The organism is Acidovorax sp. FW305-C-20-28 (assembly GCF_058783375.1).
This window is the reverse complement of sequence record NZ_JBYSYM010000029.1, coordinates 1-14,224: the sequence shown is the minus strand read 5'-3', so window position 1 is coordinate 14,224 and position 14,224 is coordinate 1. Positions and strand designations below refer to the sequence as shown.

Sequence of the window (14,224 nt, the reverse complement as noted above, 5' to 3'; positions counted from 1 at the left end):
GCAATCATAGATTCGGTACTCCCACCTTTCAAGGAAGCACCATGCCGCAAGCACTCACTCTCGTCAGCCACCCCCTGTGCCCCTATGTCCAGCGGGCCGCCATCGCCCTGGCGGAAAAGGGCATTGCCTTCGAGCGCATCGATATCGACCTGGCCAACAAGCCCGCCTGGTTCCTCCAGATCTCTCCGCTGGGCAAGACGCCGGTGCTGCTGGTGGACGGCCAGCCCGTCTTCGAATCGGCCGTGATCTGCGAGTACCTGGATGAGACCGCAGCGCCTCGCCTGCACCCAGGGGACGCACTGGCCCGTGCCCGGCACCGGGGCTGGATGGAGTTCGGCTCGGCCGTGCTCTCGGCCATAGCCGGGTTCTACAACGCGGCCGACGAAGCCGCGCTGGCCGCGCGGGCCAAAGACCTGCAGCGCCTGTTCGCGCAGATCGAGGTGCAATTGGGCACACGCGGTGAAGCGGGTCCTTACTTTTCGGGGGCGGATTTCACCCTGGTCGATGCCGTGTTCGGCCCGGTGTTCCGCTACTTCGATGTGTTCGACCACATCGGCGATTTCGGCGTCTTCACCGGCCTGCCACGCGTGGCCGCCTGGCGCGCCGCGCTGGCGGCCCGGCCATCGGTGGCCAGCGCAGCGGGCGCCGACTATGGGGAGCGGCTGTGCGCCTTTCTGCGTGCGCGCCAGGGAGCACTGGCGGCGCGCATGGCGCAGGTCGGTGCTACGCTACCACCGGCACCTGCTGCGGCAGTGCCGGCGTGAAGCCGCCGAACTGCCGGAACTGCCGCGTCATGTGCGCCTGATCGGCATAGCCTGCCTCGTGCGCCAGGTCGGCCAGCGAGGGAGGATGCCCCTTTTGCACCCAGGCCATGGCGCGCTGGAAGCGCAGAATGCCGGCCAGGCTGCGCAGCGGCAGGCCCACGGCGGCCAGCACATCACGGCGCAGGGTGCGCTCCGGCACGGCCAGTGCCGTGCACAGCGCGTGCAGTGGGGCGCCGGGGTTTTGGCGCAGCCAGCGCAAGGCCAGCAGGGCACGCGCCTGCGAAGGGCTGGTGGCCGGGGCCGGGCCGGCCCGCCCTGCCAGGGCTGCCGCCGCCGTGGCCAGTGCGGCCTGCAGGCTCTCGGTCTCGGTGGCGGCGAGCACAGGGTGCGCCAGGGGGCCGAGCACCTGCTCGGCCGCAGGCCCGGCCAGCACCCGGTTCACCAGCGTGGCCGGGGCCAGCCCCAGGCAGGCGCCGCCCCAGCCAAGCTGGAAGCGCACGCCCACGCTCCAGAGGGCGCTTCGGTGGGCCACGGTGCCGGGCCGGTCTGCGGGGCCGGCAATGGCCAGGGTGACGGCCGTGATGCGGCCTGCGGCATCCCGCAGCGCATGCGCCACCAGGTCCATGCGGCCGTCGGGCAGGATGGTCTGCCGGCGCCCGGCCGCGGGGCGGTAGCGCCACAGCGCCTCGATCCGCGCGGGGTCCAGCGCGCCCAGCGGCAGTTCCTCGTAGGGCAGGGCTTCCCGCGGGAAGGGCGGCATGCGGGAGCAGGTGGCCGGTGGCCTACATGCCCAGCGACTTGAGCAGCTCGTCCGTATCGGATCCGCCGCCGCTGTCCGCTGCGGGGGCGGGCGCCGCGGCCGGCGCATGCTGTGACTGGGCCATCAGCGCGTCGGGGTCGGGTGTGTCCTGGGCCTCGAAATCCACCATCTTGATGAACTCGGTGCGGTCGATGGCCAGCTCCAGGTAGAAGATGTTGTTGCTGGCGGTGTAGAAGGTCACGCGCCGGGCCTCGGGTTTGTCCAGGTTGGCGTCCACGCTCAGCATGACTTGCTTGTTGAGCACCAGCATCTTGGGCTGGTTCTGGGTGATGTGGGTCTGCAGTTCGCGCCGCACCTTGCCGGTGAAGTCGCCCACCACCTGGTTCATGAGCTCGCCCATGACGTTGGCCACCTCGTCCGAGGTGTAGGAGCTGACCAGGTCGTCCTTGGACATGCCCATGTTCAGCAGGTAGCTGGAATACAGCTCCATGGCGGCCTGGGCGGAGAAATTGATGATCACCAGGCCGGAAAAGCCGCCATCGAACAGCACGAAGCAGCCGATATCGGGTTTCAGGCAGGTCTTGCTGATGCGCTGCACCATGCCGGAATAATGGATCTGGCTGTGGGTGGCGACATTGAGCACGCGCGTGACGGAGTTGCACAGGCTGACCAGCAGGTCTTCGGTGCCGTAGGCCACGGTGGAATTGTTGTTTTCAGGAATGCTCATGGTGAATGCTCGGGAAAAAGGGGGCGCACAGAGTGTCCACAGCATAGGCGAAGCGGCGGGACTCGGCCAGAGTGGTTACATGGCGCTGTGGCTACCAGGGTCAAGGCGCTATGCTGTGGGTTGACAAGCAACCGGCTCGGCGTATCGTGCCAGCCATTCAAGAGGGAGGAATCCGATGGGCGTGTACACCTATGGGCTGGACGATCTCCAGTCGATTGCCGCGGGCGCGGCGGTTTTGGCCAGCGGCGGCGGCGGTAGCTACAACGATGCCTGCACCATCCTGCAGCAGCTGGCGGCCCAGGGGACCTTCACCCCCGTCACCGTCCAGGACTACGATGGGAAAACCCCGGCCTGCGTACTGGCCATCATGGGCTCACCCGACGCGGCCGATGGCCTGACGCTGTCGGCCATCCAGAACTCCATCACCAACACATCCCAGGTGTTCGAGCAGGCCACCGGGGCCCCGCTCGGGGCCCTGATCCCGGTGGAAGTCGGCCCCATCAATTCGCTCGTGCCCCTGATCGGCGCCGGCATGTCCAAGGGCACCATCTATGTGGTCGACGGTGATGGCGCCGGCCGTGCCGTGCCCGAGCTGCCCCAGACCACCTTCACCGGCAGCGCCAAGCTCGCCCCCACCCCCTGCGCCCTGGCCAACGACGTGCCGCCCTCACCCCAGGTCGAGTCGGCCGTGCTCGGCGCCCCCACTGCGGACAAGGTGGAGACCCTGGCCGGTGGCGTGGTCGGCGGCTTTGGCGGCTACTCGGGCATCGCCATGTGGCCGTCCAACGCCAGCAACGGCTATGCGCTCACGGGCAACTACATTCCCGGCACCATGGAGCAGGCGCGCAAGCTCGGCGCCGCCCTGCGGCAGGCGCCTGCGCCCCTGTCCACGGCCTCCGTGGCGGCCAATATCACGGAGCTGACGGGGCGTGCGGCCAAGGCGGTGCTGACCAACTTCTACATCACGGCCGTCACGCAGTCCACCTCCAGCGCCTCGTCGCTGGACTCGGGCATCATCCGGCTGGACAATGCACCCGATCCGGCCCAGAGCACCGAGACGCACTACCTGTACAACCTGAACGAAAACCTCATCATGTACGGCACGGCGAACAGCTCGCCCGACATCATCGCGCCCGACTCGATCTGCTACTACTCGGAGAGCACGGGCCGGGGCTTTTCCAACGCCAGCGACGATCTGGCGATCTACTTCGACGCCACCAAGGGCCAAAGCACGGGCAAGCAGGTCAGCATCATCTATGTGCAGACGGCGCCCCAGCTGTACAACACGCCAGGCGTGGTGGCCTCGTTCGCGGGGCTGCTGCGCAACATCGGCTACGCCGGTGCCATGCCTGCGGCCTGAACCAGTGAGCGGACAGGGGGCGGCCCGCCATGGGTGAAGCAGATCTGAACCGCGAGCGGCTGGAGCTGGCGCTGGAAGCCGCCGGCCTGGACCTGTGGGAAAACGATCTGCTCACCGGCACCGTCACCCGCAAGGCCACCAAGACCTTTCTGGAGCTGGGCTTCACCGAGGAGGAGATCGTCTCGGGCCTGCAGGATGTCTACGGCCTGTTCCACCCCGATGACCTGGCGACGGTGCAGTCGGCCGTGTCCGACCACATGTCCGGCGTGACCCCGCAGTACCGCTGCGAGTTCCGGCTGCGTGCCAAGAGCGGCGAGTGGGTCTGGTACGCCAACTACGGCCGCATCATGGACGGCCACACCGACACGCCGGGCAAGCGCCTGATCGGGGTGACCTTCAACATCGACGACCGCAAGCGCAAGGAAGACGAGATCGCCCAGATCAACCGCCAATTGCGCGAGCAGAATGCCCTGCTGCAGCAGCTCAACACGGCGCTGGAGCAACTGGCCGCCTGCGATGCGCTCACGGGTCTGTCCAACCGGCGCACGCTGATGGAGATGGGCGCGCGCGAGTGCTTGCGCACCGGGCAACTGGGCCAGCCGCTGTCGCTGATGGTGGTGGACATCGACCACTTCAAGGCCGTGAACGACGCCTGGGGCCACCTGGCCGGCGACCGGGTGATCTGCGCCGTGGCCCAGGCCTGCCTGGCACGCTCGCGCACGGCGGTGGACATCGTGGCCCGCTTCGGCGGCGAGGAGTTCGTCATCGTGCTGCCGGGCATCGACGCCCCCAGCGCGCTGCGCTTGGCCGAGTCGCTGCGCACGGGCGTGTCGGACCACAATGTGCTGGTCGATGGCGACGGCGCCTGCGTCACCGTCACCGTGAGCATCGGCGTGGCCACGTTGTACGACGCGCGCGGCGCCAGCTTCGAGGAGCTGGTCAACACCGCCGACAAGGCGCTCTACCGCGCCAAGCAGGCCGGGCGCAACAATGTCCAGTCGGCCGTGGCGGCGGAGTCCGAGGCCCGGGCGGGTTCCCACGTGCTCCTCGATTCGGGGCAGCAAACCCAGGGCAGCGCACTGGCCAACTGAGCGCGGAGCGTCAGCCGGGTCCCTTGCCCGCAGCGGCCTGGTGGATGGCCGCACGGATGCGCGGGTAGGTGCCGCAGCGGCAGGCATTGCCCGACATGGCGGCATCGATGTCGGCATCGGTGGGCCGTGCGGTCTTGGTGAGCAGGGCGCAGGCCGACATGAGCTGGCCGCTCTGGCAGTAGCCGCACTGGGCCACGTCCAGCGTGGTCCAGGCATTGCGCAGGGCCTCGGCCTGCGGGCCTGCCAGGCCTTCGATGGTGGTCACATCGGCATCGCCCACGGCCGACAGCGGCGTGATGCAGGCGCGCGTGGGCTCGCCGTTCAGGTGCACCGTGCAGGCGCCGCACAGCGCCATGCCGCAGCCGAATTTCGTGCCGTTCATGTGCAATTCGCCGCGCAGCACCCACAGCAGAGGGGTGTCCGCCTCGGCGTTCACGGAAACGGCCTTGCCGTTGATGCGCAGGGTGGTGGGCATGGATGGGGCTCCTGTGGGCGCGGGTGGTTCAGGCCAGGCGCAGTGGCAGGCTGCGCAGGCGCTGGCCGGTCAGTGCAAAGACCGCATTGGCCACGGCGGGGGCGATGGGCGGAACGCCCGGCTCGCCCACGCCTTCGGGCGGTTCGGCGCTTGGCACGATGTGGACCTCGGTGCGCGGGCAGTCGGCCATGCGCAGCAGCGGGTAGTCGTGGAAGTTGGCCTGCTGCACCTGGCCCTTGTCCACGGTGATCTCGCCATGCAGCGCGGCCGTGAGGCCAAAGACCACGGCACTCTCCATCTGCTGGGTGATGAGGTTGGGGTTGATGGCTGCACCGCAGTCGATCACGCAGACCACGCGGTGCACGCGGATGGCCTTGCTGTCCGCCGCGACCGAAACCTCGGCCACCTGGGCGACGATCGACCCAAAGGACTGGTGCAGCGCAATGCCCCGGGCACGCTTTGCACCCGAGGCGTCGGCCGCCAGCGGCTGGCCCCAGCCCGCGAGCTCGGCCGCCTTTTTGAGAACCTGCAGGTGGCGCGGGTGCTTCTGCAGCAGCCCGGCGCGAAAGACCACCGGGTCTTGCCCGGCCGCGGCGGCCGCCTCGTCCATGAAGCTTTCCTTGAAGAAAGCCTGGTGCGAATGTCCGACCGAGCGCCAGAAGCCCACGGGCAGCGGCAACGCGACGATCTCGTGGGCGATGCGCGCATGCGGCCATTCGTAGGGCTGGTCGAAGGCGCCCTCCGAGGTGGTCTTGTCCGGCCCGGCCCCGGGCAGCCCGAAGAGGCGGCCCAGCACCTGGGGCACGATGGCCTGGCCGACCGAGAGGTTGTCCCAGGCCACCAGCTTGCCCTCGCCATCGAAGCCCGCCTTGAAGCGCGCCATGCAGGCGGGGCGGTAGAAGTCGTGCTGCGTGTCCTGCTCACGCGTCCACAGCGTCTGCACCGGTGCGCCATCGGCCGCACGGGCGATGGCCGCGGCCTGGGCCACGTAGTCCACCTCCAGCCGGCGGCCGAAGCCGCCGCCCAGCAGCAGTTGCCGCACCTCCACCTTGTCCTCGGCGATGCCCAGCACCTTGGCCGCAGCCGCGCGCGCCAGGTCGGGCACCTGGGTCGATGTCCACACCGTGGCCGCACCGTCCTTGAACTGCACCGTGCAGTTGATGGGCTCCAGCGCCGCATGGGCCAGGTAGGGCGCACGGTAGTCGGCCGTGATGGTGCGGGCCGCGCCCTGCATGGCGGCCGGGGCATCGCCGCTCTGGTGGTAGCCGAAGCCCTTGGCCTGGTCCAGCGCCTGGGCCAGTTGCTCGTACACCGCCGCACTCGACAGGGCGGCGGCCGGGCCGTGGTCCCATTCCACGGTCACGGTGGCTGCCGCCTTGCGCGCATGCCAGGGCGTGTCGGCAATCACCGCCACGGCGCCGGTGCCGCCGTTCAGGGCGTCCACGGCCAGCACCTTCTTCACCCCGGGCAGCTTCTCGGCGGCCGCTGCGTCCATGCGTGCGACCTTGCCGCCGCGCGTGGGGCACATCAGCACCGCTGTGTGCAGCAGGCCCGGCGGGTTGGCGTCGATGCCGAACACGGCCGTGCCATCGAGCTTGCTGCGCGCCTCGATGCGTGTGAGCGGCTTGCCGATCAGGCGGAACTGCGCGGCCTCCTTGAGCACCACCTTGCCTGGCAGCGGCTGCTGCGCTGCCAGGGCCGCCAGCTCGCCAAAGCTCGCGCGCTGGCCCGCGGCATGCTCCACCACACCGGCTTGCACCGTGCATTCGGCGGCCTGCACGTTCCACTGCGCCGCCGCCGCGCGCACCAGCATGGCACGCGCGCTGGCGCCGGCCTCGCGCATGGGCAGCCACAGGTCCTTGATGCTGGAGGAGCCGCCCGTCATCATCACGCCCACCTCGCGCATGGTCTTGGCGGTGAGCCAGCCGGCCACGGCCTTGATGGAGCCGTCGTTGTCGGGGTGGAAGGGCAGGCCGTCGACCACGGTGGCCAGGTTGTTGTAGATGTCGTCGATGGGTGCCATCTCCAGCCGCAGCTGGGGCCAGTCGGCATCGAGCTCCTCGGCCAAAATGGCGGCCAGGCCGGTGTGCGTGCCCTGGCCCATCTCGGCCTTGGCCATCATCACCGTGACGCTGTTGTCGGCACCGATCTTGAGCCAGCCGTTGAGCGCGGCCTGCCCGCCCGCCGTGGGCAGCGGCTGGCCCGTGCGCAGGCGCTGGCGCGGAGGCAGCGCGCCCCAGCCAATCACCAGGGCGCCGGCCGTGGCCAAGCCCCCCCAGAGCACTGTGCGTCGTTTCACCATGGTTTTGCCTGCCTCTCGTGGGAGCCGTCTTTCAACCATCGTAAACCGGGGACGGGGGTTGCGGACAACGCCTAGGCGACACAACGGGCAGATCGTTGTCCTGGGGGTGTTTTGTTGCAGCGCTTTCAGCGTGCCGGCAGCGCCACAAAAGCGGGCAGCCGCTCTGCCTGCACGGAATAGGCGGCCAGGGCGGGGTAGCGTGCCGCCTCCACCACCTGCGCCACCATCATCTGCATGAAATCCCAGGCCACGGCGATGGTGATCCCGGCATCGCCGATCTCCCGCGCGGGGTCGGGCAGGGGGGCGCGCACCAGCTCGTCCTCCAGCAGCGCGCACGCGGCCAGCAACTGGCCCGTCACCCGGTCCAGCCAGGGGGCGTGCAGCTTGTCGGCGGGGCGCAGCTGGTGCTCGTAGACGATCTGCACCGCCTTTTCGCAGACCGCCAGTGCCAGTCCGGTCAGGCGCAGCTCGCGCTGCAGGGCCGGGCCGTCCGGGGGCTGAAGCCGGCGCGCCGACTGCGTGGCCGCCCATTGCAGTATCAAGGTCGAGTCCATGAGCACGCCGCCGTCGTCGCACACCAGGGTGGGGGCCTTGACCACGGGGTTGATGCGGCCGAAGGCCTCGACGGTGCTGAACACCGACAGCGGCAGGTGCGTGAACGGCACATCGAGCACCGTGAGCGCGATGGCGACACGGCGGACAAAGGGGGAGTCGAGCATTCCAACCAGCTGCATGGGGTCTGTTTCCTCAAAAAAATGCATCGGCCACCACGGGCCGCAGGTCATGCACCATAGAGGGATGCCGGTGCTGCGTGAAGCAGCGGTCATCGGAAAAATGGAGGCCAAACCGATGGATGATCGGCCGTGGCGCAACCCCTGCTCAACACACCGCACCATGGAACTCGACAAGAAAGACTGGCTCATCCTCGAAGCCCTGCAGACCGATGCCCGCCAAAGCCTGGCAGCGCTGGGCAAGCGCATCGGCCTGTCGCAGCCGGCCATGAGCGAGCGCGTGCGCAAGCTCGAAGACGCGGGCGTGATCGAAGGCTATGGCGCGCGTGTGAACCTGCGCGCCATCGGCGTGCGGCTGCAGGCCCTGATCCGGATTCAGACCACGCATGCCGGCATAGCGCCCTATGTGAAGCTGTTCGAGAGCATGCCCGAGGTGCTGGAGGCCGATCGCGTCACCGGCGAAGACTGTTTCATCGTGCGCTGCGCCATTGCCGAGCCCGAGGACCTGCAGCGCGTGGTCGATACGCTGGCCCGGCACGGCGGCGTGACCACCTCGCTGGTGCTGTCGAGCCCGGTGCGCAAGACCACCACCGTGCATGCGCTCCAGCGGCCGGTGCGCTGAGCGGCTGGCCGCAGCGCACCGCGCGTGGCGTACGCCGCAGGCGCGCAGGGCACTCTTCTTTTGATAGCTGAATCTACCCATCTGGCATGGGCGGGATGGGTATCGCTGCCCTCCACGTAACCAGCCGTGTACGCCACCCGGCGTATTTCCGATCCCGGGGGCTGTCTCCAGAATCCATTCCATCGACCGACCAAGGCACCCATCCAGGCGCCATCGGGCGAAGCGGTTTGTAGATGAACCACCACCCTTCCACTGGAGAAGCACACATGCAACGTCGTTATTCCCTCAAGGCCCTTGCGGCCGTCGCTACGCTCGCTGGCCTGTCTGCGCTGCCAGCCCATGCGCAGGACACCATCAAGGTCGGCATCCTGCACAGCCTCTCGGGCACCATGGCCATCTCGGAAACCGTGTTGAAAGACACCGTGCTCATGGCCATCGACGAGATCAACGCCAAGGGCGGTGTCCTGGGCAAGAAGCTCGAACCCGTGGTGGTGGATCCGGCCTCCAACTGGCCCCTGTTTGCCGAAAAGACCAAGCAGCTGCTGGGCCAGGACAAGGTGTCGGTGATCTTCGGCTGCTGGACCTCGGTGAGCCGCAAGTCCGTGCTGCCCGTGGTCGAGGAAATGAACGGCCTGCTGTTCTACCCCGTGCAGTACGAAGGCGAAGAGCTGTCCAAGAACGTGTTCTACACCGGCGCCGCGCCCAACCAGCAGGCCATCCCCGCGGTGGACTACCTGATGAGCAAGGACGGCGGCAGCGCCAAGCGCTGGGTGCTGCTGGGCACCGACTACGTCTACCCCCGCACCACCAACAAGATCCTGCGCGCCTACCTCAAGTCCAAGGGCGTGAAGGACAGCGACATCGACGAGAAGTACACCCCCTTCGGCCACTCGGACTACCAGACCATCGTGGCCGACATCAAGAAGTTCAGCCAGGGCGGCAAGACGGCGGTGGTCTCCACCATCAACGGCGACTCCAACGTGCCCTTCTACAAGGAACTGGGCAACGCCGGCCTGAAGGCCAAGGACGTGCCGGTCGTCGCCTTCTCCGTGGGCGAAGAGGAACTGCGCGGTGTGGATACCAAGCCCCTGGTGGGCCACCTGGCCGCCTGGAACTACTTCCAGTCCATCAAGAGCCCGGCCAACACCGAGTTCATCAAGAAGTGGAGCGACTACGCCAAGGCCAAGGGCATCGCCGGCCACAAGGACAAGCCGCTCACCAACGACCCGATGGAAGCCACCTACATCGGCATCAACATGTGGAAGCAGGCCGTCGAGAAGGCCAAGAGCACCGACGTGGACAAGGTGATCGCCGCCATGGCCGGCCAGACCTTCAAGGCACCTTCGGGCATCGTCTCCAAGATGGACGAGAAGAACCACCACCTGCACAAGAGCGTGTTCATCGGCGAGATCAAGGCCGATGGCCAGTTCAACGTGGTGTGGAAGACGCCTGGCCCTGTGAAGGCCAAGCCATGGAGCCCGTACATCGAAGGCAACGACAAGAAGAAGGACGAGCCGGACGGCAAGAGCAAGCTCTGACCGTTGTCGGTTCCGGGAGGCGCAATGCGCCTCCTTTCTTTCCCCCTGGCTTGCGTGGTCCGCATGGAAGCCAGGGGCGACGCCAGCGCACCGCCGCATTCCCCTGACGCCACTGGCCGCTATGTTTTCATCCCTCTTTCACCGCCTGTTCGCCTGCCTGCTGCTGTGCGCAGCCGTGCAGGCACAAGCGCTTACGGCCGAATCCGCGCGCGCCATGGCGGCCGGCGAAACCGATGAGCGCATTGCCGCGCTGCAGGCCGCCATCGCCACGCCAGACGAGGCCACCATCGCCTTCATCCGCGCCATGGGCGACGACGCGGTCAAGATCGCCGGCGACAAAGCCATCGTCATCAAGGACGACAAAGGCACCGACCCCGTGACCGGAGCCGAAGTGCCCGTGCCCGACGATGCCGAAGACATCGTCAACAACAACCGCATGCGCGGCGAGTTCGACACCGCGCTCGCCTCGCTGCAGCTCATGTCCGCCGATATCGCGCAGCGCCGCAAGGCCATCGATGCCCTGCGCGAAGAAACCGACGAAGCCCGCCTGCCCCTGATCGAAAAGGCCCTGGCCGCCGAGCAGGACGCCGGCCTCAAGGTGCGCCTGGAAGGTATCCGCGCACGCATCCTCATCAGCAGCAGCGACGCTGTCAAACGCCTGGAGGCCACCCAACTGCTGGCTGCCAGCGCCAACCCCGCCACGCGCACCGTGTTGCTGGAGCAGCTGCGCAGCGAGGAAGATCCCAAGGTGAAAGCCGCCCTGCAGACCGCCCTCAAGGCCGTGGAAGAGCGCCTGCAGTGGGGCGAGCGCCTGGCCGCCATGTTCTCGGGCATCAGCCTGGGCTCCATCCTGCTGCTGGTGGCGCTGGGCCTGGCCATCACCTACGGCCTCATGGGCGTGATCAACATGGCCCATGGCGAGCTGATGATGATCGGCGCCTACGCCACCTACGTCATGCAGGGCGTGTTCCAGCGCTACTTTCCCGGCGCGTTCGACTGGTACCTGGTGGCCGCCGTGCCCGCCGCCTTCCTGGCATCGGCCCTCATGGGCGCGGTGCTCGAGCGCGGCGTGATCCGCTTCCTCTACGGCCGCCCGCTGGAGACGCTGCTAGCCACCTGGGGCATCAGCCTCATGCTGCAGCAACTGGTGCGCAGCGTGTTCGGCGCGCAGAACGTGGGCGTGGAGAACCCCTCGTGGATGAGCGGCGGCGTGCAGCTCATGGAAAACCTGCAACTGCCCTGGAACCGGGTGATCATTGTCGCCTTCGCGCTCGCAGTGCTTGGCGGCGTGGCCTTCCTCATCAGCCGCACGCGCCTGGGCCTGTTCGTGCGTGGCGTCACGCAGAACCGCCCCATCGCCTCGTGCATGGGCGTGAACACCGCCCGTGTGGACACCTACGCTTTCGCGCTGGGCTCGGGCATCGCAGGCCTCGCGGGCTGCGCGCTCAGCCAGGTGGGCAATGTGGGCCCCGACCTGGGCCAGGGCTACATCGTCGATTCGTTCATGGTAGTGGTGCTCGGTGGCGTGGGCCAACTGGCCGGCACCGTGTATGCCGCGCTCGGCCTGGGCGTGCTCAACAAGTTCCTCGAAGGCTGGACGGGCGCCGTGCTGGCCAAGATCGCCGTGCTGGTGTTCATCATCATCTTCATCCAGAAGCGGCCGCAGGGCATCTTCGCCGTGAAAGGCCGCACTGCGGACTGAAGGGCGAGCCATACCATGACCACCAAGTCTTCTCCTTCTTCTTCTCTGCAACTGCCGGCACCGGCACCGCTGCTCACGCGCGGCGGCTGGTCGGCCTTCATCGTGGCGCTCATCGTGGTGTGCGCCGTGGCGCCGGTGCTCAACCTGTGGGTGCCGGCCGGCAGCCCGCTGCACCTGTCCGACTATGCCGTGGCATTGCTCGGCAAGATCATGTGCTACGCCATCTGCGCGCTCGCCATGGACCTGATCTGGGGCTACACCGGCATCCTGAGCCTGGGCCACGGCCTGTTTTTTGCCCTGGGCGGCTACGTGATGGGCATGTACCTCATGCGCCAGATCGGCCGCGACGGCAATTACAAGAGCGACTTGCCCGACTTCATGGTGTTTCTCGACTGGAAGGAACTGCCCTGGCACTGGATGCTGTCCGACAGTTTTGTGGCCACGCTCATCCTGGTGGTGGCGGTGCCCGGCATCGTGGCCTTCGTGTTCGGCTACTTCGCTTTTCGCTCGCGCATCAAGGGCGTGTACTTTTCCATCATCACCCAGGCCATGACGTATGCGGCCATGCTGCTGTTCTTCCGCAACGAGACGGGCTTTGGCGGCAACAACGGGTTCACCGACTTCAAGCGCATCCTGGGCCAGCCGATTGCCACGCAGAACATGCGCATGCTGCTGTTCGTGATGACGGGGGTGGCGCTGCTCGGCTTCTTCCTGCTGGCGCGCTGGCTGGTGCGCAGCAAGTTCGGCCGCGTGCTGCAGGCCGTGCGCGATGCCGAAACCCGCGTCATGTTCTCGGGCTACTCGCCGCTGCCCTACAAGCTCACCATCTGGACCATCAGCGCCATGATGTGCGGCGTGGCCGGCGCGCTGTACGTGCCCCAGGTCGGCATCATCAACCCTGGCGAGATGAGCGCCGCCAACTCCATCGAGATAGCAGTATGGGCGGCCGTGGGCGGCCGCGCCACGCTGATCGGCCCCATCGTGGGTGCCTTCATCGTCAACGGCGCCAAGAGCTGGCTCACCGTGACGGCCCCCGAGTTCTGGCTGTACTTCCTGGGGGCGCTGTTCATCGCGGTCACCCTGTTCCTGCCCAACGGCGTGGTGGGCCTGGTGAAGAAACTGCGCTTCGGCAACAAGAACAACGACAAGAAGGAAGGTGCCGCATGACCCCGGACCTGATGGAAGAGGGCGCCCGCCGCCTGCAGGGCCAGGTGGTTCCGGCTCCGGTGGGCCAGACCGAATCGGGCGGCCGCGCCGCCGGCTTCTCGCGCCTGGCCACGCCCGGCGAGGTGGACGTGGCCCATGGCCGCATTTTGTACCTCGAAGACGTGAACGTGAGTTTCGATGGCTTCAAGGCCATCAACAACCTGAGCCTCGATATCGCCCCCGGCGAGCTGCGCTGCATCATCGGCCCCAATGGCGCGGGCAAGACGACGATGATGGACATCATCACCGGCAAGACGCGTCCCGACAGCGGCACCGTGTTCTTCGGCAGCACCATCGACCTCTTGCGCCACAACGAGCCCGAGATCGCCAGCCTGGGTATCGGCCGCAAGTTCCAGAAGCCCACGGTGTTCGAGCAGCTCACGGTGTTCGAGAACCTGGAACTGGCCCTCAAGACCCACAAGGGCGTGCAATCCAGCATGTTCTTCCGCCTGGACTCGGGCCAGTCCGACCGGCTGGCCGAGGTGCTGCACACGATCCATCTGGCGGGCAGTGTGACGCGCATGGCGGGCAACCTGAGCCATGGGCAAAAGCAGTGGCTGGAGATCGGGATGCTGCTGATGCAGGATCCGAAGCTGTTGTTGCTCGATGAACCTGTCGCTGGCATGACCGACGACGAGACAGCGCGGACGGCCGAGCTGTTTTTGACTTTGAAGGGCAAGCACTCCCTCATGGTGGTGGAGCATGACATGGGGTTCATCCGGACGATCTCGGAGATCGTCACGGTCTTGTGCGATGGGGCTGTGTTGGCTCAGGGGACTTTGGATCAGGTGCAGGCGGATGAGCGGGTGATTGAGGTTTATTTGGGGCGGTGATGGTTCTTGCCTCTTTTTTTGCGTGTGCTTTGATTGAGGGCGGGAGCCGGGATGTGCGCCCGGCGGCGCACCTACTTTCTTTTGCGTCGCCAAAAGAAAGTAGGCAAAGAAAA

Annotated in this window: 13 protein-coding genes; 8 read left to right on the top strand and 5 right to left on the bottom strand. The window is 67.2% G+C overall.

Annotated features, from left to right (window positions below; all coding sequences use genetic code 11):
• Positions 1–41 precede the first annotated feature (41 nt).
• Positions 42–764, top strand: a complete 723-nt coding sequence (locus tag AC3WOH_RS26855) for a glutathione S-transferase family protein (protein WP_492232373.1) — start codon at positions 42–44, stop codon at positions 762–764.
• Here AC3WOH_RS26855 and AC3WOH_RS26850 read toward each other — a convergent pair.
• Positions 724–1,524, bottom strand: a complete 801-nt coding sequence (locus AC3WOH_RS26850) for an AraC family transcriptional regulator (RefSeq protein ID WP_492232372.1) — start codon at positions 1,522–1,524, stop codon at positions 724–726. The two genes, AC3WOH_RS26855 and AC3WOH_RS26850, sit on opposite strands and share 41 nt — an antisense overlap.
• Positions 1,525–1,546: 22 nt before the next feature.
• Positions 1,547–2,251 carry a DUF3334 family protein gene (locus tag AC3WOH_RS26845; RefSeq protein ID WP_492232371.1) on the bottom strand — a complete coding sequence of 235 codons (705 nt, stop codon included), beginning with the start codon at positions 2,249–2,251 and terminating at the stop codon, positions 1,547–1,549.
• Positions 2,252–2,426: 175 nt separating this feature from the next.
• On the opposite strand from AC3WOH_RS26845, the gene AC3WOH_RS26840 reads away from it, so the two are divergent.
• Positions 2,427–3,611, top strand: a complete 1,185-nt coding sequence (locus tag AC3WOH_RS26840; RefSeq protein WP_492232370.1) for an S-methyl thiohydantoin desulfurase domain-containing protein — start codon at positions 2,427–2,429, stop codon at positions 3,609–3,611.
• A gap of 29 nt (positions 3,612–3,640) precedes the next feature.
• Positions 3,641–4,702 (top strand): sensor domain-containing diguanylate cyclase, encoded by a 1,062-nt coding sequence (locus AC3WOH_RS26835; protein ID WP_492232369.1) that lies wholly within the window; start codon positions 3,641–3,643, stop codon positions 4,700–4,702.
• 10 nt (positions 4,703–4,712) lie between these two features.
• Here the strand turns inward: AC3WOH_RS26835 and AC3WOH_RS26830 are convergent, their stop codons facing one another.
• The 3 genes from AC3WOH_RS26830 to AC3WOH_RS26820 all read right to left on the bottom strand — a co-directional run bounded on the left by AC3WOH_RS26830 (position 4,713) and on the right by AC3WOH_RS26820 (position 8,213).
• Positions 4,713–5,177, bottom strand: a complete 465-nt coding sequence (locus tag AC3WOH_RS26830) for a (2Fe-2S)-binding protein (RefSeq protein ID WP_492232368.1) — start codon at positions 5,175–5,177, stop codon at positions 4,713–4,715.
• A 28-nt stretch (positions 5,178–5,205) separates the two neighbouring features.
• Positions 5,206–7,479, bottom strand: coding sequence for a xanthine dehydrogenase family protein molybdopterin-binding subunit (locus tag AC3WOH_RS26825; protein WP_492232367.1), 2,274 nt, complete (start codon positions 7,477–7,479; stop codon positions 5,206–5,208).
• A 125-nt stretch (positions 7,480–7,604) separates the two neighbouring features.
• Positions 7,605–8,213 (bottom strand): glutathione S-transferase, encoded by a 609-nt coding sequence (locus tag AC3WOH_RS26820; protein WP_492232366.1) that lies wholly within the window; start codon positions 8,211–8,213, stop codon positions 7,605–7,607.
• Positions 8,214–8,373: 160 nt separating this feature from the next.
• On the opposite strand from AC3WOH_RS26820, the gene AC3WOH_RS26815 reads away from it, so the two are divergent.
• From AC3WOH_RS26815 to urtD, 5 genes are all read left to right on the top strand, one after another.
• The gene (locus AC3WOH_RS26815; RefSeq protein ID WP_492232365.1) at positions 8,374–8,832 is read left to right on the top strand and encodes an Lrp/AsnC family transcriptional regulator; all 459 of its coding nucleotides are present in this window, start codon (positions 8,374–8,376) and stop codon (positions 8,830–8,832) included.
• Positions 8,833–9,098: 266 nt separating this feature from the next.
• The gene (urtA, locus tag AC3WOH_RS26810; protein WP_492232364.1) at positions 9,099–10,370 is read left to right on the top strand and encodes an urea ABC transporter substrate-binding protein; all 1,272 of its coding nucleotides are present in this window, start codon (positions 9,099–9,101) and stop codon (positions 10,368–10,370) included.
• Between the two features lie 121 nt (positions 10,371–10,491).
• On the top strand, positions 10,492–12,072 hold the full coding sequence (urtB, locus tag AC3WOH_RS26805) for an urea ABC transporter permease subunit UrtB (protein ID WP_492232363.1): 1,581 nt from the start codon (positions 10,492–10,494) through the stop codon (positions 12,070–12,072).
• Between the two features lie 15 nt (positions 12,073–12,087).
• Positions 12,088–13,239, top strand: coding sequence for an urea ABC transporter permease subunit UrtC (gene urtC, locus AC3WOH_RS26800; protein WP_492232362.1), 1,152 nt, complete (start codon positions 12,088–12,090; stop codon positions 13,237–13,239).
• The gene (urtD, locus tag AC3WOH_RS26795; RefSeq protein ID WP_492232361.1) at positions 13,236–14,111 is read left to right on the top strand and encodes an urea ABC transporter ATP-binding protein UrtD; all 876 of its coding nucleotides are present in this window, start codon (positions 13,236–13,238) and stop codon (positions 14,109–14,111) included. The genes urtC and urtD overlap by 4 nt, the downstream gene beginning before the upstream one ends.
• The last annotated feature ends 113 nt before the right edge of the window (positions 14,112–14,224 follow it).